The 21,555-nt window shown below is 70.3% G+C and carries 17 protein-coding genes; 2 read left to right on the top strand and 15 right to left on the bottom strand.

Going from position 1 to position 21,555, the window contains the following annotated elements; genetic code table 11:
• Positions 1-60 precede the first annotated feature (60 nt).
• Both ACN6LB_RS26855 and ACN6LB_RS26850 read right to left on the bottom strand, forming a co-directional pair.
• Positions 61-942, bottom strand: a complete 882-nt coding sequence (locus ACN6LB_RS26855; protein WP_356136023.1) for an ABC transporter permease — start codon at positions 940-942, stop codon at positions 61-63.
• Positions 932-1,747 carry an ABC transporter ATP-binding protein gene (locus ACN6LB_RS26850; protein WP_356136025.1) on the bottom strand — a complete coding sequence of 272 codons (816 nt, stop codon included), beginning with the start codon at positions 1,745-1,747 and terminating at the stop codon, positions 932-934. The genes ACN6LB_RS26855 and ACN6LB_RS26850 overlap by 11 nt, the downstream gene beginning before the upstream one ends.
• A 161-nt stretch (positions 1,748-1,908) precedes the next feature.
• On the opposite strand from ACN6LB_RS26850, the gene ACN6LB_RS26845 reads away from it, so the two are divergent.
• Positions 1,909-2,601 carry a response regulator gene (locus tag ACN6LB_RS26845; protein WP_356136027.1) on the top strand — a complete coding sequence of 231 codons (693 nt, stop codon included), beginning with the start codon at positions 1,909-1,911 and terminating at the stop codon, positions 2,599-2,601.
• 99 nt (positions 2,602-2,700) lie between these two features.
• On the opposite strand, the gene ACN6LB_RS26840 is transcribed toward ACN6LB_RS26845, so the two are convergent.
• The 6 genes from ACN6LB_RS26840 to ACN6LB_RS26815 all read right to left on the bottom strand — a co-directional run bounded on the left by ACN6LB_RS26840 (position 2,701) and on the right by ACN6LB_RS26815 (position 9,654).
• Complete coding sequence (locus ACN6LB_RS26840; protein WP_356136029.1) at positions 2,701-4,293, bottom strand: solute symporter family protein; 1,593 nt, start codon at positions 4,291-4,293, stop codon at positions 2,701-2,703.
• Positions 4,290-4,820, bottom strand: coding sequence for a DUF485 domain-containing protein (locus ACN6LB_RS26835; protein ID WP_445028149.1), 531 nt, complete (start codon positions 4,818-4,820; stop codon positions 4,290-4,292). Before ACN6LB_RS26835 ends, ACN6LB_RS26840 begins: the two co-directional genes overlap by 4 nt.
• 62 nt (positions 4,821-4,882) lie before the next feature.
• On the bottom strand, positions 4,883-5,566 hold the full coding sequence (locus tag ACN6LB_RS26830; protein ID WP_356136031.1) for a response regulator transcription factor: 684 nt from the start codon (positions 5,564-5,566) through the stop codon (positions 4,883-4,885).
• On the bottom strand, positions 5,563-6,714 hold the full coding sequence (locus ACN6LB_RS26825; protein WP_445028148.1) for a sensor histidine kinase: 1,152 nt from the start codon (positions 6,712-6,714) through the stop codon (positions 5,563-5,565). The genes ACN6LB_RS26830 and ACN6LB_RS26825 overlap by 4 nt, the downstream gene beginning before the upstream one ends.
• Positions 6,711-7,235 carry a DUF1453 domain-containing protein gene (locus ACN6LB_RS26820; RefSeq protein ID WP_445028170.1) on the bottom strand — a complete coding sequence of 175 codons (525 nt, stop codon included), beginning with the start codon at positions 7,233-7,235 and terminating at the stop codon, positions 6,711-6,713. The genes ACN6LB_RS26825 and ACN6LB_RS26820 overlap by 4 nt, the downstream gene beginning before the upstream one ends.
• Before the next feature lie 295 nt (positions 7,236-7,530).
• Entirely contained in the window at positions 7,531-9,654 is a 2,124-nt protein-coding gene (locus ACN6LB_RS26815) for a DNA gyrase/topoisomerase IV subunit B (RefSeq protein WP_445028147.1), read from the bottom strand.
• A 439-nt stretch (positions 9,655-10,093) separates the two neighbouring features.
• On the opposite strand from ACN6LB_RS26815, the gene ACN6LB_RS26810 reads away from it, so the two are divergent.
• Positions 10,094-10,324 carry a DUF7455 domain-containing protein gene (locus tag ACN6LB_RS26810; RefSeq protein ID WP_121406526.1) on the top strand — a complete coding sequence of 77 codons (231 nt, stop codon included), beginning with the start codon at positions 10,094-10,096 and terminating at the stop codon, positions 10,322-10,324.
• A gap of 109 nt (positions 10,325-10,433) precedes the next feature.
• Here the strand turns inward: ACN6LB_RS26810 and ACN6LB_RS26805 are convergent, their stop codons facing one another.
• The 7 genes from ACN6LB_RS26805 to ACN6LB_RS26775 all read right to left on the bottom strand — a co-directional run bounded on the left by ACN6LB_RS26805 (position 10,434) and on the right by ACN6LB_RS26775 (position 21,544).
• Entirely contained in the window at positions 10,434-11,252 is an 819-nt protein-coding gene (locus ACN6LB_RS26805; protein WP_356136038.1) for a serine protease, read from the bottom strand.
• A gap of 133 nt (positions 11,253-11,385) precedes the next feature.
• Positions 11,386-12,927: an RNA polymerase sigma factor gene (locus ACN6LB_RS26800; protein ID WP_445028146.1), complete on the bottom strand. Its 1,542-nt coding sequence runs from the start codon at positions 12,925-12,927 to the stop codon at positions 11,386-11,388.
• A 406-nt stretch (positions 12,928-13,333) separates the two neighbouring features.
• Entirely contained in the window at positions 13,334-14,221 is an 888-nt protein-coding gene (locus ACN6LB_RS26795) for a FadR/GntR family transcriptional regulator (protein ID WP_356136042.1), read from the bottom strand.
• 162 nt (positions 14,222-14,383) lie between these two features.
• On the bottom strand, positions 14,384-16,144 hold the full coding sequence (locus tag ACN6LB_RS26790; protein ID WP_445028145.1) for an ABC transporter ATP-binding protein: 1,761 nt from the start codon (positions 16,142-16,144) through the stop codon (positions 14,384-14,386).
• A 117-nt stretch (positions 16,145-16,261) separates the two neighbouring features.
• Positions 16,262-17,020, bottom strand: coding sequence for an NUDIX hydrolase (locus tag ACN6LB_RS26785; RefSeq protein ID WP_445028144.1), 759 nt, complete (start codon positions 17,018-17,020; stop codon positions 16,262-16,264).
• A 130-nt stretch (positions 17,021-17,150) separates the two neighbouring features.
• Positions 17,151-19,061 (bottom strand): glycogen debranching N-terminal domain-containing protein, encoded by a 1,911-nt coding sequence (locus ACN6LB_RS26780; protein ID WP_445028143.1) that lies wholly within the window; start codon positions 19,059-19,061, stop codon positions 17,151-17,153.
• Positions 19,062-19,900: 839 nt separating this feature from the next.
• On the bottom strand, positions 19,901-21,544 hold the full coding sequence (locus ACN6LB_RS26775) for a DUF4192 domain-containing protein (protein ID WP_445028142.1): 1,644 nt from the start codon (positions 21,542-21,544) through the stop codon (positions 19,901-19,903).
• Positions 21,545-21,555: the final 11 nt, after the last annotated feature.

Below are 21,555 nucleotides of genomic sequence, written 5' to 3'. Positions count from 1 at the left end.
GCGCCTTGAAACCGGTTCCTCCGGAAGGCGTTCGGCGAATGGTGATCCCGGGGAGAGGGATCAGCGGTCCGAGTCCGACGTCTTCCACCGGAAGATGCGGCGCTCGAAGAAGGTGAGCAGTCCCTCCGCGAGCAGGGCGACAGCCGCGAGGATGACCATGGCGGCGTACACACCGGCCGCGTTGAAGGTGCCCTGCGACTGGGCGACGAGCAGGCCGATGCCCTTGGTGGCGCCGATGTACTCGCCGACGATGGCGCCGATCAGCGCGAAACCGAAGCTGACGTGGAGGCTGGTGAAGATCCACGAGGTCGCGGACGGAATGACGACCTGGAGCGTCACCCGGCGGTCGCTCGCCCCAAGGATCCGGGCGTTGGCGACCAGGTTGCGATCAACCTCCCGGGCGCCCTGGAACGCGTTGAAGAAGACCGGGAAGAACACCAGGACCACGGCCGACGCGACCTTGGAGGCCGGTCCGAGGCCGAACCAGATCACGAAGATCGGCGCGAGGACGATCCTGGGAATGGAGTTGAGCACCTTGATGTATGGACCAAGGACATCGGCGAGGAAGGCGATACGCCCCAGGGCGATACCGAAGACGACACCGGTCACCACCCCGATGATCCAGCCGAGCAGCGCCTCGTGAAGCGTGTACCAGATCTGCTCGCCGAGGGAGCCCAGCGCGGTGCCGTGCATCACCCACTGGTGGATCTGGTCCCAGATCTTCGAGGGCATCGAGAAGTTGAACGGGTCGATGACCTTCGTCCGCGCAAGGACTTCCCACAGTCCGAGCACGGCGACCAGGAGCACCACGCGGGCGGCCAGGACGACCGCCTTGCGTCTGCGGGCGGCACGGGCGCGCGAGTGTGCGCGGCCACCCTGCTTGTTCACCGGCTCGGTGGCGGTCGGCGCCGCGTCGGTCTTGGGCATGATGTCAGGCGACATGGGCCGCGCCCCTCTCACGGGTGATGCGGACCTCTTCGCCGAGGGACTCCCAGATCTCGCGGTAGATCTCGATGAACCTCGGTTCCAGGCGCACCGATTCGACCTTGCGCGGTCGCGGCAGATCGATGTCGAAGACGTGCTTGACGGTCGCGGGGCCCGCCGTCATCACGACGACCTTGTCGGCCAGCGCGATGGACTCCTCCAGGTCGTGGGTGACGAAGACGACCGAGGCACCGGTGCCCTCCCACAGCTCAAGGAGTTCGTCCGACATCAGGGCCCTGGTCTGTACGTCGAGCGCGGAGAAGGGCTCGTCCATCAGCAGGATCTCGGGGTCGTTGACGAAGGTCGCGGCGAGGGCGACGCGCTTGCGCTGGCCGCCGGAGAGCTGATGGGGGTAGCGGTCCTCGAAGGCCGAGAGCCCGACCCGGGCCAGCCATTCGCGCGCCTTCTGCTTCGCCTCGGCCTTGGGCACACCGCGGAAGCGGGGCCCCGCCATGACGTTGGACAGGACCGTGCGCCAGGGGAAGGTGGCGTCCTGCTGGAAGACGAAGCCGACCTTGTCACCGACGCCGGCGACCGGCGTTCCGGCCACCAGGACCTCGCCCTCGGTGGGCTCCTCCAGGCCGCTGACAAGGGTCAGAGTGGTGGACTTGCCACAGCCGGTGGGGCCCACGACGGCCACGAACTCGCCTCGGCCGACGGTCAGGTCCAGCTCCCTGACGGCCGTGTGCAAACCCCCCGACGGGGTCTTGAAGATCTTGCTGGCGCCCCGCAGCTCGATGGCGGGGCTGATGTCTGCGCTCATGGCCCGGGACCGTAGATGTGGCGCGGGCCACAGCATCAGTCTTCTGGGCACATGGAGTTCTTTTGCTTGCAAGAGCCTGTTGTGCTCGTTTTGCTCGCGTTACAACTGCGGAGCCGAAACACGGGCTCACCGCTCGCCTGGCCTTGGGAGAGAGAGGCCCGATGATTGACGTCCTGGTCGTGGACGACGACTTCCGCGTTGCTGAGATCAACGCCAAGTACGTGGGAAAGGTTCCCGGATTCCGGGTGGCCGCCCGCGCACACAGCGCCGCCCAGGCCATGGCCGCCGTGGAGCGCGCGCCCATCGACCTGGTGCTGCTCGACCACTATCTGCCCGACCAGACCGGCCTCGAACTGGTCCACCGGATGCGGGAACGCGGCCACGGCACCGACGTCATCATGATCACGGCGGCCAGCGACGTGGTGACGGTACAGACCGCGATGCGCCTGGGCGCCCTGCACTACCTGGTCAAGCCGTTCACCTTCGCCGCACTGCGCACTCGTCTCGACTCCTATGCGGCCCTGCGCCGCACCGTCGACCGGGTGGGCGGCCGAGGCGTCGCGGGCCAGGAACAGGTCGACCGGATCTTCGGCGCACTGCGCACGACCTCCGCGCCCTCGTCGCCCGGACTGCCGAGCGGCCACTCCGAGCCGACCACCGACCTGATCTGCGCGGTGCTGCACCACGCGGACCATCCGCTGTCGGCCCACGAGGTGGCCGCCGAGACGGGCCTGAGCCGGTCCACCGCCCAGCGCTATCTGCGCCACCTCGAACAGGCGGGACGCCTGCGCCTCTCCCTTCGCTACGGGGACACAGGGCGTCCGGAGCACCGGTATGCGTGGGTGGCGCCGTAGGACCGTACTCGTCTCGTCGGAGCGTGGTGTCCGGCCCGCCTCACGCCCCTGAATGCCTTCGTACGCCGGTGGAGGCGCCGTACGTCGGCGAAGGCGCGGTCAGACCGCCCCGGCCCCGGTGAGCGATCGCACCTCGGTCTCGGCGTGCTTCGCCTCGTCCGGCGGCTCCGCCGAGGTGACCGTGCCGAGCCAGCCCGCCAGGAACCCGAGAGGGATCGAGACGAGGCCCGGGTTCTGCAGCGGGAAGTACTGGAAGTCCACGCCCGGGAAGAGCGAGGTGGGGCTTCCCGAGACCACCGGTGACAGCAGCACGAGCACGAGCGCGGGCACCAGGCCTCCGTACACGGCCCACACCGCGCCGCGGGTCGTGAAGCTCCGCCAGAACAACGAGTACAACAGCGCCGGCAGATTCGCTGAGGCCGCGACCGCGAAGGCGAGGCCCACCAGGAAGGCCACGTTGAGGTCTCGGGCGAGCAGTCCGAGCGCGATGGCGACGACGCCGATGCCCACCGCGGCCGTGCGCGCCACGGCGACCTCGCTGCGCGGCTTCGCATGCCGGCGTCGCAGCGACGCGTACAGGTCGTGTGCGACGGAGGCCGAGGAGGCGAGCGTGATCCCGGCGACAACCGCGAGGATCGTGGCGAAGGCGATGGCGGCGACGAAGGCGAACAGAACCGTTCCTCCGGTGGAATCCGCTCCGCCGCCCAGGTCGAGCGCCAGCAGCGGGACCGCGGTGTTCCCTGCGGCGTTCGACTTGCGGACCGCCTCCGGGCCGACGATCGCGGCCGCGCCGAAGCCCAGCACGATCGTCATCAGGTAGAAGCAGCCGATGAGCCCGATCGACCACACGGCCGAGCGGCGCGCGGCCCGGGCGGTCGGGACGGTGTAGAAGCGCGACAGGATGTGCGGCAGCCCTGCCGTGCCGAGCACCAGCGCGAGGCCCAGGCTGATGAAGTCGAAGCGAGCCGTCCAGTCAGCGCCGTACTTCAGTCCGGGCACGAGGAACGCGTCACCGTGCCCGCTGCGGTGCGCCGCCGCACGCAGCAACTGGTCGAAGTCCCCGTGGAAGCGCAGGAGGACGAGCACGGTCAAGACCATCGCGCCGCCCAGCAGGAGCACCGCCTTCACGATCTGAATCCACGTGGTGGCCCGCATCCCTCCCATCGACACATAGATCACCATGAGCGCGCCCACGCCGATCACCGCCCAGGTCCGCGCCGCTCCGCTCGCGCTCCCCACCAGCAGCGCGACCAGGCTGCCCGCGCCCACCATCTGCGCCACCAGATAGAGAACGGACACGGTGACCGAGGAGGTTCCCACCGCGATCCGCACCGGCCGCTCGCTCATCCGGGCCGCGACGACGTCGGCGAGCGTGAACCTCCCGCAGTTGCGCACCAGTTCGGCGACCAGGAACAGCACGACGAGCCAGGCGACAAGAAAGCCCACCACGTACAGCAGCCCGTCGTAACCGAAGAGAGCGATGAGGCCGGTGACTCCCAGGAAGGATGCGGCCGACATGTAGTCACCGGAGATGGCAAAACCATTCTCCATCGGCGAGAACAGCCGCCCGCCGGCGTAGAACTCCTCGGCCGAACCGTGCCGATTACGGCTCACCCACGTCGTGATTCCCAGCGTCACCGCCACGAACGCGCTGAACAGCAGCAGCGCCAGCGTCTGATGGCCGCCGGTCACCGCTCGCCACCCCGGACGCCGCGCGTCAACTCCTGGGTATCCCAGCGCAGATCGAGCGCAGCCCGGTCCCTGCGCAGCCGAGCGTGCCGCGCGTACGCCCAGGTGAACAGGAAGGTGGTGAGGAACTGCCCCAGCCCCGCGAGCATCGCCACGTTCACTGCACCCGCGACCGGCTGTGCCATCAACGCGGGCGCGGTCGTCGCTGCCACCACATAGCCCACGTACCAGGTGAAGAAGACGGCGACGCCCGGGATCACGAACCTCCGGTACCGGCTGCGCACCTCCTGGAAGGCCGCGCTGCGCTGCACTTCCAGATAGACGTCGGCCGCGCCGACCGAACGGCCCTCGTGCTCCCGGCGCGCGGACGGCACCGCCGGAGCGGGTGCGCCCGTGCCGTCCATCTCACCCCAGCCGGAGGCGAGCGCGTCGTACCAGGGATCGTCGAACCGGACCTCCCCGGTATCGCGGCCGTCGTGCTTCTCCACCGAACTCTCCTTGTCCGCGGCCCGTTTCGGCCGCGTGCCCAAGGATGGGCAGATCAGGAAGATCCCGGACTCTTCTCCCCGCCCACTTCACCCCATCAGGTGACTCAGCCCGCCGGTGGCCGTACAAGACCCTTCCCGAAGGCGTAACGGACCGCTTGAGCACGATCCTTGAGCCCCGTCTTGGCGAAGAGGTTGTTGATGTGGGTCTTCACGGTCGCGGTGGAGACGTGCAGTTTGCGCGCGATCTCCTGGTTGCTGAAGCCTTCGGCGATCAGCAGGAGCACCTCTGTCTCGCGCGCGGTGAGCCCGTCCGGCGCCTCCGTGGGCGCGACCGGCTCCGGCTTCGGCTCCGACAGCCGCTCCAGCAGCCGCCGTTGGATGCTCGGTGAGAGCCCCGCTTCTCCGGACAGCACGCTCTCCACCGCCCGCACGATCTCGTCCCCACCCGCGTCCTTGGTGAGATACCCGCGGGCTCCCGCCCTGAGGGCCGGGAACAGCGACTCGTCGTCCGCGAACGTCGTGAGCACCACGACCTGGGTCCCCGGGTGGTCGGCCCGAATGCGCCTGGTCGCCTCGACGCCGTCGCATCGCGGCATGCGCAGGTCCATGAGCACGACGTCCGGAGCGAGTTCGGCGACCAACTGCACCGCTTCGTTTCCGTCGCCGGCAGCGCCCACGACCTCGATCCCGGGCAGCAGCCCCAGCAGCATCACGATGCCCTCGCGCACCACGGTCTGGTCGTCCGCCACGACAACCCGTGCCGGCTTCCTCTCCCCGGCCTCCGTCATACGGGCACCTTCAGCGTCACCACGAACCCCTCCTCGTCCGGCCCGGCCTGCAGCGAGCCGCCCAACAGTTCGGCACGCTCCCGCATGCCCAGCAGACCGTACCCGGCTCCGGAGCCGGTGAGCTCGCCCGGCGGCCCGCCCGAGTCCCGTACGTCCAGGGTCACTTCGTGCTCGCCGTAGTCCAGGCACATCCGGACCTTGGCGCCGGGTGCGTGCTTGCGAACGTTGGTCAGGGCCTCCTGCGCAACTCTGCGCACCGCCTGCGACGCCTCGGCCGGCACCGGTCTCCGTTCACCCGTCACGGTGACCGCGGCTTGCTCTGCCGTGGCGAGGAGTTCACTCAGGAAGTCCTCCAGCGGTGACATCTCACCCCGCAGCGCGGACAGCGCCTGCCGGGTCTCGGCGAGCCCTTCGCGGGCCATCCCCCGCGCGGCCACGACCCGTTCGAGGATCTGCTCCTGGTCCGCACCGCGCTCGATGAGCAGCCGGGCCGCCTCCAGATGCACGAGCTGCGCCGAGAGGCTGTGCGCCAGTACGTCGTGGATCTCCCGTGCGATCCGTGCACGCTCCGCGAGCGCCGCCGACTCCGCCTCGGCGGCACGCGCCGCACGCTCCTGCGCGAGCAGTCGCTGGGCGCTGCCACGCGCCTCCGCGTCGAGGCGCAGCGCATATCCGGCGAGCGCGAGTCCCGCGGTCGTGGCCGCGGTGGTAAGCCAGGCATCGTTGTTGACCACCGCGTACGCGCTCAGCGCCACGGACGTGGCGGGCAGCGCGGCCGCCAGAGGGAGCCGTTCGATGGCGCTGACGGCACATCCGCACCACAGGACGAGGGCCGGAACCCGGAGCCCCGCCCCCTCGGCCGCCGTCGCCATGACGAACAGCAACGCGAGCAGCCCCAGCGAAGGCAGCAGCCGGTGCTGCAATGTGGTCCGGAAGAACCCCCAGGCCACGAACCCGCCGAGCGCGACTCCCAGAAGGGCACCCGCCCCCCTCCAGCCGTTCAGATGGCCGCTCGTGAACAGCGTGCCCAGCAGGACGGCGAGGGCGAAGAGGCGTGTGGTCCAGGCGAGCACGTGCCGCAGCTTGGGCACTCCTGCTCGGGAGAGTGCCTCGCGGGAAGGCCAGCGCGTCCACACGTTCTCCGTCACACGCGCTCCTTCCACGGGGCCCTGGGGACGCCGTCACCGTACGCCGTGGCTTGTCCGACCGCCGGGTGCAGCATCCCCGACCGCCAGGCCAGGATTCCCGAGCGAACCAGAAGGGTGGCCGCGAGCGCGAGCAACAGAGCGGAGGAGTCCTGGTGCACGCCGATCAGCACACCGATCCCGAACAGGGCTGCCCGGAGTCCTACGCCGACGACCCAGACGATCGCACTCGCCTTGGTGCTCCTGCTCCACACGGAGCCGTCCGTCTCCGCCCACATCCGCGTGGTCCACGCCCAGCCGGCCCCTGTGGCCAGGCCTATGAGCAGCTCGGCGCCGAGCAGGAGGATCGCCTCGGTGTGATGGTGGGGGTCGATCACCCCCGGCTCCCGAAGCGCTATGACGGCCAGGACGACGGGCACCAGCCACCAACGCCTGCCGGCGTCGACCCTGCTCGCGCGGAACTGGCGCACCAGCACCAGCACCACGACGGCGAAGATCACCACGGTATTGACGAGCCCGGACATCACGGCCTCCGCGAGCGAGGAAGAGCGGGTGTCGACAGCGGCTGCTGCCAACGCCTTCGACGCTACGGAAAACGGCAGGTCAGCGAATCGGAGCCAGGGTGGATCGGGGGTGGATCCCCACGCTCCCTGCGTCTCCACCCATGGGTGGGGACGCCACGCAGGCCTCGCCCAGATCGGCGGCGAACCCCGACCGCCCGCCGGCCCGCAGGTGAACGACTTCACCGATGCCCGACGCCCTGCCCGGACCCGGGGCAGGGCGGGGCAGGGCAAGCCTACGAACCAGCCAGGGCACCGCCTACGCGTCGATACGCGACCGATCCAACGTCGCGGCCGAGTTCGAGATGAACTCCTTCCGAGGAGCCACGTCGTTCCCCATCAGCAGATCAAACACCTGCTCGGACGCCTCCAGGTCGGAGATGTTGATCCGCCGCAGTGTGCGGTAGCGCGGGTCCATCGTGGTCTCGGCCAGTTGGTCCGCGTCCATCTCACCCAGACCCTTGTAGCGCTGGATCGAGTCCTTGTACCGCACGTTCTTGCGCTGCAGCTCCAGCAGCGTCTCCCGCAGCTCCCGGTCCGAGTACGTGTAGATGTACTTGTCCTGGCCCTTCTTGGGCTGACTCAGCTCGATCCGGTGCAGAGGCGGCACCGCCGCGAAGACCCGGCCCGCCTCGACCATCGGCCGCATGTAGCGCTGGAAGAGCGTCAGAAGCAGGATCCGGATGTGCGCGCCGTCGACATCGGCGTCGACGAGAAGAATGATCTTCCCGTAGCGCGCCGCGTCGATGTCGAAGGTCCGCCCCGACCCCGCTCCTATGACCTGGATGATCGCACCGCACTCGGCGTTCTTGAGCATGTCCGTCACGGACGCCTTCTGAACGTTGAGGATCTTGCCGCGGATCGGCAGCAGCGCCTGGAACTCGGAGTTCCGGGCGAGCTTGGCGGTACCGAGCGCGGAGTCCCCCTCCACGATGAACAGCTCGCTGCGCTCCACGTCGTCGCTGCGGCAGTCCGCGAGCTTGGCGGGCAGCGAGGAGGACTCCAGTGCCGTCTTCCGGCGCTGCGCGTCCTTGTGCTGCCGGGCCGCGATCCGCGTGCGGGCGGCGGAGACGGCCTTCTCCATCACGACCCGGGCCTGTGCGGCCGCGTCCCGCTTCGTCGTGGTCAGGAACGCCTTGAGCTCCTGGGAGACCACACTCGTCACGATGCGGCGGGCCGCCGAGGTGCCGAGCACCTCCTTGGTCTGGCCCTCGAACTGCGGCTCGGCGAGGCGCACGGTGACGACGGCGGTCAGACCCTCCATGGCGTCGTCCTTGAGGATGCCGTCCTCGGCCACGCGCAGCAGCTTCTTGGCTCGCAGCACCTCGTTCATCGTCTTGACGACTGCCTGCTCGAAGCCCGCGACATGGGTGCCGCCCTTGGGGGTGGCGATGATGTTCACGAACGACTTCAGGGTCGTGTCGTAACCAGTGCCCCAGCGCAGCGCCACGTCCACGCCCAGCTCGCGCGTGACCTCGGTCGGCGTCATCTGACCGTGGTCGTCCAGGACCGGAACGGTCTCCTTGAAAGTGCCCTGCCCGGAGAAGCGGAGGATGTCGCAGACGGGCTTGTCAGTGGCCAGGTACTCGCAGAACTCGCTGATTCCACCGTCGAAGCGGAATGATTCCTCGCCCTTGCTGCCGCCCTCACCGAGCCCGTACTCGTCCCGGACCACGATGGTCAGGCCCGGCACCAGGAACGCCGTCTGGCGGGCGCGCTGGTGCAGGTTCTCCAGGGAGAGCTTGGCTTCCTTGAGGAAGATCTGACGGTCGGCCCAGTAGCGCACGCGCGTGCCGGTGCGGGCCTTGGGGATCCGCTTGAGCTTGCGCAGACCACTCGCCGCGTCGAAGGCCGCGTCGGGGCCGGCGGCCTTGAACTCTCCGGGGGTGCCGCGACGGAAGCTGACGGCGTGCGTGTTGCCCGCGCGGTCGACCTCGACGTCCAAACGCGCGGAGAGCGCGTTCACCACGGAGGCGCCCACGCCGTGCAGACCGCCGGAGGCGGCGTACGAGCCGCCGCCGAACTTGCCACCGGCGTGCAGCTTGGTCATCACGACCTCGATGCCGGAAAGGCCGGTCTTGGGCTCGACATCGACAGGGATCCCTCGGCCGTTGTCCCGCACCTCCACCGAGGCGTCATCGTGCAGGATGACCTCGATGTGGTCGCAGTACCCCCCCAGGGCCTCGTCGACGGAGTTGTCGATGATCTCCCAGAGGCAGTGCATCAGGCCACGACTGTCGGTCGAGCCGATGTACATGCCCGGGCGCTTGCGTACGGCCTCGAGCCCCTCAAGGACGAGCAGGTGCCGCGCGGTGTAGTTGGAACCGTCCCGGTCTGCTCCTGCCAGCAGCGCTGTGGACGGCACGGACGTCTCGGCGGTCACGCGGTTCGCTCCTCGCTGAATTTCAGGTGAGGCCCTTTTGGGTAAGGGCCGGCTTCGGATGCCGCTCAGAGGGTACCGAGGCCTGGTAGAGCCGTTGTAACGCCACCCTCGTCTGAACGCAGACTAGTCCAGAGTCGTATGGGTGTTCGATCCCTCGTTGGAGTGAAGTACATATCACGTTCCCTTCCAGGCATGAACCATTTAGGCTCCGGGCACGTCCTCATGAACAACCGGCAACCCAGCCGGGGGACCGACCCTGACAGACAGCGCGAACCCGTACAGACACAAAGACACGCAATACGGCACATTCGCCGCCAACCGGCAGCAGACAGCCGGCTCGGAAAGAAATTTTCGAGGAGAAGCCGCGAGCGGGAACGTTTTCGGCCTGGTTGGATGTTGACCCTGGTACGACAGCTCGTCGAGCTAGAGAAGAGGCGACGTGACTACTGTTCTGACCCCCGCGAGCCCGCTGACGGCCGCTGACCGCTGCGACCGTTGCGGCGCCCAGGCATATCTGCGCGTCGTCCTCCTGAGCGGCGGAGAACTGCTCTTCTGCGCCCACCACGGTCGCAAGTTCGAGCCGGAACTCAAGAAGATCGCCGCTGAGATACAGGACGAGACGGAGCGACTGACGTCCGTTCCGGAAAGCGTCAACGACGAAGAACGCTGACACTTCGCATCAACGACGAGCGAGTGCCGGCATCAGGCCGGTGAGCGGGCGGCCACCCCCTGGAGACAGGGAGTGGCCGCCCGTACTCGTACCGTTTTCGCGCTCCGCTTCAGCGGCTTCCGGCCAGCGTCCGGACGACGTCCGAGACCCGCGTGTAGACACCGGGGCTTCGGGCCAGCCCACAACCGCTGCCCCACGAGACGAGACCGATCAGCCGCCCCTGGGCGACCAGAGGCCCACCACTGTCGCCCTGACAGGCGTCCCGGCCACCTTCGAGCTCACCGGCACACAGCATGGAAGTGGGCTCGTACGTCCCGTCCGCACTGCCCGGGTAGGCCCGTTGGCACGCAGCATCGGCCAGCACCTGCACATGGGCGGCCCGCAGGCTTCGCGCGTAGGCGCCACTACCCGTCGTATCGCCCCAGCCGTAGACCATGGCATCCGTACCCGGCGTGTACGCGGGGTCCCCGGACGGTGCCATACGGATGACCGAGGCTCCCGGAAGCGGGGAGGCAAGGGTGAGTACGGCGAAGTCGCCTGCGTTGGTGTAGCGGTCATAGGACGGATTGACCCGGATGTCCCTCACCGGGATCTCCGCGCCTTCGCCCGAGAGCAGGTCGCCACGGCCTGCGATGACCTTCAGGTCCCGCGCCTGGCGCGGCGGCGTCCCCAGGACATCCTCGCCCACGCAGTGGGCCGCGGTCAGCACGGTCGCCCTGTCGATCGCCACGCCCCCGCAGAACTGCCCCGCGCGCGTACCCCCGAACCGGTCACGGCTGGACAGCGCCACCGTCCACGGACTCTGGGAGATCTCGACCGGATGGCCGCCGATGACGATGCTGTCGGCCGCCGCACGGCCGGGGGACGCCAGCGGTATCGCTGCCGCCGCGGCCGCAAGGGCCAGCGCTGAGGCGAAAGGACGGCGCATGCGCGCTCCTCACTCTGGGATGGTCATGGAACACCCAGAGTGATCCAGTGCCCGTGAGCCTGCACGCCGCGCACGCGACGAGGGCCCGACCCCCATGCGGGAGGTCGGGCCCTCGTCGACGTACGGCCGAGGCCTAGTCGAGGTAGTCGCGCAGCACCTGCGACCGCGACGGGTGGCGCAGCTTCGACATCGTCTTGGACTCGATCTGACGGATCCGCTCGCGCGTGACGCCGTAGACCTTGCCGATCTCGTCGAGGGTCTTCGGCTGACCGTCGGTGAGACCGAAGCGCATCGAGACGACTCCCGCCTCACGCTCCGACAGGGTGTCCAGGACGGAGTGCAGCTGCTCCTGCAGGAGCGTGAAGCTGACCGCGTCGGCCGGGACGACGGCCTCGGAGTCCTCGATGAGGTCACCGAACTCGCTGTCGCCGTCCTCACCCAGGGGGGTGTGCAGCGAGATGGGCTCGCGACCGTACTTCTGGACCTCGATGACCTTCTCCGGGGTCATGTCGAGTTCCTTGGCCAGCTCCTCCGGGGTGGGCTCGCGGCCCAGGTCCTGGAGCATCTGGCGCTGCACGCGCGCGAGCTTGTTGATGACCTCGACCATGTGCACCGGGATACGGATGGTGCGGGCCTGGTCGGCCATGGCGCGGGTGATCGCCTGACGGATCCACCAGGTGGCGTACGTGGAGAACTTGTAGCCCTTGGTGTAGTCGAACTTCTCGACCGCGCGGATCAGACCGAGGTTGCCCTCCTGGATGAGGTCCAGGAAGAGCATGCCGCGGCCGGTGTAACGCTTGGCCAGGGAGACCACCAGACGGAGGTTGGCCTCCAGCAGGTGGTTCTTGGCGCGGCGGCCGTCCTCGGCGATGATCTCCAGCTCGCGCTTGAGCTTCGGCGCGAGCTTGTCGGCGTTGGCCAGCTTGTCCTCGGCGAACAGACCGGCCTCGATGCGCTTGGCGAGCTCGACCTCCTGCTCGGCGTTGAGCAGCGGGACCTTGCCGATCTGCTTGAGGTAGTCCTTGACCGGGTCGGCGGTGGCACCGGCGACGGCGACCTGCTGGGCCGGCGCGTCGTCCTCGTCGTCGTCGGAGAGGACGAAGCCCTTGTTCTCGGCTCCCTCCTCTTCCTCTTCGCCGGGCTTGCCGGCGGCCGTGCCTTCCTCGACCGCCTCGTCGTCGACGAGCTCGGCGTCGTCCTTCTTGGCGGTGGTCTTCTTGGCCGCCGTCTTCTTGGCGACCGTCTTCTTTGCGACTGCCTTCTTGGCGGTCGTCTTCTTGGCAGCGGCCTTCGGCGCGGACGCGTCCTCGGTGGACTCATCGGAAGCAGGCATGACAGGGGCGGCGGTGGCGGTGGCCTTCTTGGCGGTCACCGTCTTGGCGGCGACCGTCTTGGTGGCGGTGCGCTTGACCGGACTCTTCGCTGCGACGCTCTTTCGGGTGCGCTTGGGCTCCGCGGCACTGACCATCAGCGTCACACCCTCTTCCTCGAGGATCTGGTTGAGGCTGCGCAGTACGTTCTTCCACTGAGTGGCCGGAATCTGGTCAGCTTCGAAGGCCCGACGCACGTCATCGCCGGCGATCTGCCCCTCAGCCTTTCCCCGCTCGATGAGCGCCATGACAGAGACGGACTCGGCGATCTCAGGCGGGAGCGTACGGGATGTGCTGGCCGACACGAACAACCTCTCGGAACGTTGGGAAACGGCTTCCGGCCCCATCCATTGCGGACAGGAACCGACGACCGCCGACTTGGGGATGGGTCGACGGCGCGGGCGGGGGCCGGGAAGATGCACAGCGCCATGAATGGCGTCCGTATTCCCTCCGCGGCTGTCACCTCTTAAGTCATCGCGCTGTTCCGAGGAGCGTTACGCCCAATCTGCGTGGCCCGAGTCACACCCCGTAAGCACACAAAAGCGTGCAGATATGGTCAGACAAGGTCACCGATGGGTTCACCTCCCATCACGCCGCCCGGACCTCGCCGGGTCCCAGGAGGATCCGGCGGGTCCGACAGCGGATGGTTCACCGGCCGAGCGATGCCACGAGCGGGCATACGACCCCGACCGCGCCGCCCTCGGTACGCGGTCAGTGCTCGCGCGGCGCGGGCACCACGCGCTCCACCTCGGGGTGGACCATGAGCAGTTGCCGCATGGCCGCCTCGGCCGCCGCACCGTCGGCCGCCGCGAGCGCGTCGGCGATCCGGCCGTGATGCGCGAGAGAGGCCTCGGTCGGCCGGTCACAGCCGGTGACGGGGCCTCCGGAGACCTGGAGAGCGGCCGAGACGATCCCCGAGAGGTGCTCCAGCATGCGGTTGCCCGCGAGCTGGATGAGGAGCGAGTGGAACTCCGCGTCGGCCCGCGAGAAGGTCAGCGCGTCGCCCTGCGCCATGGCGTGGCCCATGATCTCGACCATGTCGCCGAGTCGCTGCTGGACCTCCTCGCGACCGTGCCCGGCGGCGAGGCGGGCGGCGAGCGGCTCGATCGTCCAGCGCAGCTCGCTCAGCTCGCGCCGCTGGTCGTCGCGCTGCGGACCGTAGGCCCGCCACTCGATGATGTCCGGGTCGAGGAGGTTCCAGTCGCTGACGGGGCGTACGCGCGTGCCGACGTTGGGGCGGGCACTGACCAGACCCTTGGCTTCCAGGACGCGGAGCGACTCGCGGACGACGGTGCGGGAGACCTCGAAACGCTGACCGATCTCCTCGGGTACGAGCGGGCGGTCGGCGCCCAGGTCGCCGGAGACGATCATCTGGCCCAGTTGCTGGACGAGTTGGCCGTGCAGCCCGCGTCCACGGCTGCCCGCGGTACGCCGGCCCATGCGGCCCAGCTCCGGGTCCGCGCTCTCCCACACGGGGGCGCCGACGCGGTCGGCACCAGGGGCCTCTGCATAGGGGTAGCGGTCGAGTTCGCCCGGGCCGGCCAGGCCGGAGTCTGCGGAGCGGGCGGCGGTCATCATGGTGTGCGCAAGGGTACTCACGGATCCTTTGTCGGCGCCGCCTCCAACTCCCTTGAGGTCTTTGGTGAAAAGCACACGAAAGGGTGATCGCTCACACCGTCGCAATTGACGCCTTATCGGAAAGAAATGGGCGTTCTCCGGGGAGTTGTGAGCACGACAGGAACGGAAGGGCGCGGGCGGTCGTCATCGGACCCTGCCGCGCAGGGTCGTGAGCAGATATGCGCAGAGCAGGCCGGTCAGCGACAACATCAGCGCACCGCCCACGGGTTGGGCGACCACCCGCGCTCCGGCCGCCAGATACCGCTCTCCTCCGAACGGCCACTGCATCAGCACGAGCTCGCGCAGCCGCTCCGGAAACCCGGCGGCCGTCCGCACGGACGGCCTCTCCAAGGCTTTTTGTACGAGCGGTACGACGAGAATCGGCACGGCGAGTACCGCCGCGAGTCCGGCGGTCGTGGACCGGAACAGGCCCGCGGCCAGCACGCCCGCCCAGGCGCAGCCCACCATGAGCCCGATCCAACCGGCACCCAAGCAGAGCCAGTCCGCGGGAACTCCGGCGAGCTCCCGTCCGTAGACGAGATAGAGCACTTCGAGGTCGCAGCCCACGGTGAGGAAGGCCAGCAGCAGCGCGGTGACCCCGGAGATGAGCAGTTTCGCGGCGAGCAGCCCCAGGCGGCGGGGGACGGTGCCGCGGTCCGCGGCCAGCGCGGGGTGGCGGAACTCCTCGCCGAAGGCGATCGCCCCCAGCAGCCCCGCACCGAGCGCCGCGGGCGGCAGAGGGAAGTCCTGCGGCCACGCCCCCAGGAGGTACGACTGGGGCGTGTGCCCGATTCTGGCGAGGAGCACGGACAGGAGCGCGGAGGTGACGAGTACGGCGGCTGCCGTGAGGTAGCCGGTGCCGACCCCGGCAGCGCGGCGCAGCTCGTAGCGCAGCGGTCGCAGCGGGCTGGGGGCCTGCCGTACGGCGATGGGGGGCGGGAGGGGCGACAGCGCGTCGCCCGTCGGCTTCTCTGCCGGATCGGGCGTGGCGAGCTCACCCGCCCCGTCCTCGGCGGGTTGCGCGGCGCCTGGACCCATGTCACCGATCTCGTCGGCGAGTTGGTGTACGAGGATGCCGTGCCGGAAGGCGGTCTCGCCCACGTCGGCGCATGTGCTGCCGTACACCGAGAGGCGGTTGCCGTCCTCGCGTACGACTTCCACGGAGCGCTGTGCGGCCCGGGCCTCCTTGGCGAGCAGCGCACCGAGGCGGGCTGCGTGCGGGCTGCGGACGGCGACACGTGGGCGCAACCGCGTGCGAGCGAAGTCCGCGGCCTCCTGGTCGGCGGCGAGCCTCCCCTCCTCCAGAGTGACGACCCGGTCGGCGGATCGCGCAGCCTCCTTGGCATCGCCCGTGGTGAACAGCACGGTGCCGCCCTGGGCGGCGTGCGCGCGCAGGATGTCGTGCAGCCAGCGGGCCTCACGGGTGGCGAGCCCGTCCGCAGGGTCGTCGAGCACGAGGGTGTGCGGGTCGGCCAGCAGTGCGCAGGCCAGTCCCAGGCGCCGGTCCATCCCGCGCGAGAGGGTGCCCAGACGTTCGTCGCGCAGGCTGACGAGGCCCACCACTTCGAGGACTTCGTCGGCGCGCCGCACGGGTACCCCCGCGGCGGCGCAGAGCATGCGGAGTTGGCCGCGGACGGTGCGTGCCGGATGGCCGGCGATCTCGCCCATCAGCACCCCGACCTCGCGCGACGGATGGGCGATCCGGTGCAGCGGACGGCCTCTGAAGTAGGTGATGCCGCGGCCCTGTTGGAGTTCGAGCATGAGCTTGAGCACCGTCGTCCCACCGGCGCCCGGGGCTCCGAGCAGCGCGGTGACACGGCCCGCCTGCGCCTCGAAGGACACGTCGTCGACAGCGGGCGGAAGCTCCTTGCGGGGGTTGCTGGTCAGTCCGATGGCCTGGATCACCCAAAGCAAGATAGCGCGACATTTCCGGTTTTCCGGGCACCTTGGAAGTCGCCTCGGGCAGGCCGAGCGACTCGCGCAGGCTCGCTCCCGCTCAGGCCTTCCGCACCGTGCCCGCCGTCAGACCTCGGGGCGCAGCATCGGCGGATTGAGCAGCGTGGCGCCTCCCGCGCGAAAGAGCTGGGCGGGGCGGCCGCCCTGGCGCGTGGTCGTACCGCCCGTGGGCACGAGGAAGCCCGGTGTGCCCGTCACCTTGCGGTGGAAGTTGCGCGGGTCCAGCACTACGCCCCACACCGCCTCGTACACGCGGCGCAGCTCTCCGACGGTGAACTCGGTCGGGCAGAAAGCGGTGGCCAGCGACGAGTACTCGATCTTAGAGCGGGCGCGTTCCACACCGTCCGAGAGGATCTGCGCGTGGTCGAAGGCGAGCGGTGCCGCCTGCTCGCCGTCGCGGCCGTATCCGCCCTGCTGGAGCAGTTCCTCGACGGGCGCCCAGCGCGCGCTGTTGGCGTCGCCGCCCGCCCGGGGCGCGGGCAGGTCGGGGGCCAGCGCGAGATGGGCGACGCTGACGACTCGCATCCGGGGATCGCGCTTGGGGTCACCGTAGGTCGCGAGCTGTTCCAGGTGCGCGCCGTTGTCCTGAGCGGGAGCGGACGGATCGTGGGCGCACAGACCTGTCTCCTCGACCAGCTCGCGCGCGGCCGCCTGCCCCAGGTCCTCGTCCGGCCGTACGAAGCCGCCAGGTAGCGCCCAGCGTCCCTGGAACGGCTGCTCGCCCCTCCGTACCGCCAACGCGCACAGGGCGTGGCGGCGCACGGTCAGCACGACCAGGTCCACGGTGACAGCGAAGGGCGGAAAGGCTGACGGGTCGTAGGGCATGCCGCGATCATAGTCGTCTGCCTGACGATAAACAGTCCCTTCGTCGGCCGCATCCACGGCTGATCCTTTTCCGTCCCGTATGGGCATCACGGCCGCCGCCGATGACCGTTCCAGGTCGCATCCTGCAAGGTCACGCTCCCAACTGCAGCCCGTCGGCCGCCTCCTCGACCATGGCGAGGCCGAGCCTGCTGACCCGTACGGAGAAGGGCTCGCCGGCGATCCGCAGCCCCGTCAGCCCGATCTCGCCCAGCGGCGCGCTGTGCACGGGGCGCAGTGTGACTGTTCCGGCCGGGGCGTCGGGGCGGATCCCCGCGAGGGTGGTGAGGAGCAGTACTCCCGCGGCCGCGGCGGTGGCCGCGGGGCGGCAGGCGGCGGGATGGGGCACGGGAGCGCTCCCTTCGGTGCGCTGCTCCCCCGCGTACATCTCGGGGAGCCGGTATCCGAAGGCCTCGGCCGCTGCCAGCACACCCCGCAGCAGCGATCCGGCCTCCTTCTCGTAGCCCGCCGCGGCCAGTCCGGCGACGGCAACCGCCGTCTCCTGCACCCGCACGGCGCCGGAGCGATGACCGAACGGGTTGTACGCCGCCTCCCTCGCACCCAGGCTGCGCAGCCCCCATCCCGAGTCCATGGCCGGACTGCCGAGCAGCCGTGCCAACTGCTCCGTGCGCACTCTGTCCAGCAGTCCGGGGGCCCGCTCGCCCGCACCGAGCAGACCGGTGTCGAGGAGGTGAGCGGTGCCCGCCCCGAGGTGGGAGACGGACCACCCGTCCGCGGATCGGGCGGCTGCCGGTCTGCCGCCTCCCCGGTCTTCGACCCAGAAGTCCTCACGGAACGCGGCCCGCAGCTCCTCGGCCCACTGGCGCAGCCCGACGGCTCCCGGCCGGCCGTACGCGTCGAGCAGGTCGGCACCCAGCAGCGCCGCCCGGTGGGCGTGAGCCTGCGTCTCGCAACGCAACGGGCCGCCGGGATGCGGGTCGGGCAGATAGACGCCGTCGCCGGCGGTGGTCCGCAGCCAGCTCAGGCACCGCTCCGCAGCGGGCAGCAGTTCCTGGGTCTCCTGCTCCGCGAGCCCCCATCTTCGGGCCTCCGCGAGAAGCACCGGGAACAGCAGGGTCGCCTCGGTGCCCGTGCAGCCGGGTGGCAGGTGGGGACCCGCGTCCCGTCTCGGGCCGGGAATCAGCCCGGCCCGGGGTCCCGGACCCGTGAGTTGGGTGCGCGCCAGGGTCCGCAGCGTTCCTGCGGCCAGCCGGGTGCCGAGCGGCAGCGCCATGCGCGCCGCGATGAGTGCCTCGGCAGGAGCGAGGCCGCAGCGCCATGGTGCCCCTGCAGCGAGGTGCATGTCGGACGGGTTCCCGGGATCGCGCAGCAGCAGGGCCTGCAGGTCCTCGACGCACGTCCGCAGCAGTGCCTGGACTCCGCGGTCGTCACCCGCGGCCCGAGCCGGTGCGAGAGGGCTCGTCACCTCCCGTCCCGCCACCCTGATGGGTCCCGCGCCGTCCAGCCGTACGCGCAGGTCCACGCTTCGAGTGCCTCCCGGCGGCAGTTCCAGCTCCCAGCGCAGCAGTCCCGCGGAGGCCAACGCATCGGTGGGGGGAGGATCCGCGGTCACGGCCGCGTGTCCGGCGGCACAGGACCAGCGCAGGCCGGAGTCGTGGACACTCGCGGGCAGTTCGGGTCCGGCACGACCCGAGGCGACCGAGCCCAGATCCGCAAGGTCCGTGCCCAGGGCCACCTCGACGGGCACCCGAAGGGTGCGCACGGCGGCGCTGCGCAGGGTGATCCGTTCCGTGCCGTCCGCGTACCGTGTCCGTTCGACCACGAGATCCGGGTCCGGGCCGCCGGCGGTGGACGCGCGCAGTGTCCCCACGAAGCGGGCCCGGTCGGCCGCGATCATCCGGGCCTGCACGGCGAGCGGTTCCCGGCCGGCCACCCGTACCTGGCAGCGGGAGAGCACCCGCCGCCCGGCGCGGTAGAACCCCTCCAGCCCCTGACCGGTCAGCTGTCCCTGCTCCGTGGAGATCGCCAGAGCCGGCAGGGCCACGCAGATCAACGTGGTGTGAGCGGGCGGCAGATCCGCGCTGCTTCGCGGCGCGGGAAACACCCCGTGCGGGGCTGCGGGGCCACCCGACCCGACAGGCTTCCGCGCGGTGCCGGCCGCTGCAGCGCGCGGGACCGGCGGGCCGCTCCGAAACATGCGGGGCTGCCCGGTCGCGGGAACAGGAGTCGAGGGAGCAGGAGGAGAGTCGCCATCGTCGGCGAAGGACGGGATCGGCAAGGGCATGGGGCGGTCTCCTCCGCGCTCGGTGCGCCTTGGGTGCGCTCGGCGCCGGGTGGGGGCTTCGGAGGGGCGAGGGCGTAGCGACGGCATGACCCGGTCCCGGGCTCCGCCACTCAGGTGAACGGAACGGGCCTGTCCGGAGTCACGCCCGCACGCGGGGAAGCCGACCGAATGGCGGTGAGACGGCGACGTGCGGGGTGCGCGGTGACGGGCCGGGGTGTGGTCGGCGCGCCCGGGGAGACCGCCGGTCACAGCCAGGGCCACCCTGCGTCGGCTCCCGGTGCGGTGAGGGTGCGGACGGGACACGAAAGCGCTCGGAGCGAGATCCGCCGGGCCCGCCTCGGGGCAGGGACGGGGTCCTGCCTTGGAGGTCGTACGGACTGGCGACCCGGACAGAGCACGACGGCTCGCTTGCGCGTCACCTCGAGCGGCCGTACCGCGCAAGCGCCGCCAGGCCGATGGATGCCCAGCGTCCCTCGGCGCAGGTCCGCCTACGCCACGCCGGACGGGAGCCCGTACGCCTCCCAGGGCGTCACTCCGCTCCAGAGCCAGGCTCCCTGTCGTCCGGGCCACACCGCGCCTCCGCTCCCCCGCCTCGACCCTCACCCGTCCTCCCCCACTCCCTGCTGGTCGCCGTCATGGAGTGCCCGTGTCCGTGTCCGACCGCTCGCACCCCCCGCCGTACGCCCTGGGCCTCCTCCGGCGGGCGAAGCCCCGTCAGCCGGTCGACGCCGACGGCTGCCTGCCGACCCCGAGGCACGCCTGGTCGGGCTCTCTCCGTTTCCCGCCGCCTGTCGTGCCTGGCGTCGTCGGCGCGCGACGGTCGCCCCAGGGTGGGCCGCATCCGGAGCCTCACCAGTGCCGTCGGCGGGCCCGACACCACCGTCCGGCACGGACGAGCGGGCATGCGCACACGCCTCTGTCGGTTCGGATTCCCTGTTCGCGGAGTCCGAACGGGCGGCGTCCGAGGGGGCACAGTCCAAGGGATCGGAGTCCGCGGACCTGTCCGGTCCCACCGCCGCTCGACCGGTGCGTTCCGTGCGCAGACAGCGGCGGACGGACTCCGGGTCCAGTCCCTCGTTGCAGGCCTGGTGCAGGAGGCGGGCGAAGAGGTAGTCGGAATCGGCGCCGAGGGCCATGGCCAAGGCTTCCCGGGCTTCCAGTTCGTCGCCGGTGGACCAGGCGACCCAGCCGGCGAGCGTGAGCGGTGGCGCGGCGTGCTCGTGGTACGGGCCGACACACCGGCGGGCCAGCGCTCGCCACAGCCGCAGGGCCGGACCCGCCTCGTCGCCCTCCATCCACTCGGCCACGTGATCGCGGGTCGTGCGGTCCTGAAGGCCGAGGATCAAGGTGGCGGCCTCGTCGTCGTCGAGGAGTCCGTCGTCGCGGAGGTCAGCGGGCCGTGTGCCGGAGACGGCGGGAGCGTCGGCGAGCCGATCCATGATCCGGCGGGCCAGTTCGAGGGTCTCGTCAGCCACGCTCTGACGGCTCTCGGCGTCCAGAATCCTCGGAACGAGCGCCATGGAAGCCGTGTCGAGTGCGATCTCCTGCTCCAGTGCCCCGGCGGTCTGCTGAGGAGTCAGCCTGGCCGTCAGCTCGCGCAGGGTGCCGCGAACCTGGAGACCGGCGTAGGTCGCGGCGGCGGCCAGTACGGAGGTGCCCGGCAGGCCCATCGGCTCGCCCCCTCCCGGGCAACAGCCCTGACCCGGGCAGCAGTACGACCAGAAGCGGCCGTCGGAGATGCAGAGCGCCTCGACCACGGGGACGTCGAGGCGGCCGCAGGCCGTGCGCAGCAGCTGTGCCAGCGGGCGGAGTCGCTCCATCACGTCCTGACCCGACTCGCCGGCCCGCGGTTCCTGGCAGAGGTAGGCGACCATGCTCCCGGGTCGGGCGCCCCGACGCTCGCTTCCGGTCACCAGGCCTTGCGAGAGCTGCTGGGCCACGGACGGCCAGTCGCCCGCGGTCGCGGGGATGCCGAGCCGGGCCCGTCCGCCGAACCGGCCGCGTCGCTCCCCGTCGTGCAGGGCGACCAGGACGATGCTGTCCTCGGGCCGGTATCCGAGCAAGTACGGGAGCGCGTCTGCCAGTTCGGCCGGGGTACGCAGGGTGACCTGGTGTTCGGCGCAGAGCCCCGAGGCGGTGCCCTGGCCCGAGAGCGCCTCAGCGCCTTCGCGCCCTTCCCGCTTCTCGTGCCCGCCGATGTCGCTGTTGCCGGAAGAGCCGGCCGCTTCGCTGTGATTCGTCATGCCGTGACCAT

It is taken from the genome of Streptomyces sp. SAS_270 (genome assembly GCF_052543295.1).
This window is presented reverse-complemented; position numbering and strand designations above follow the sequence as displayed.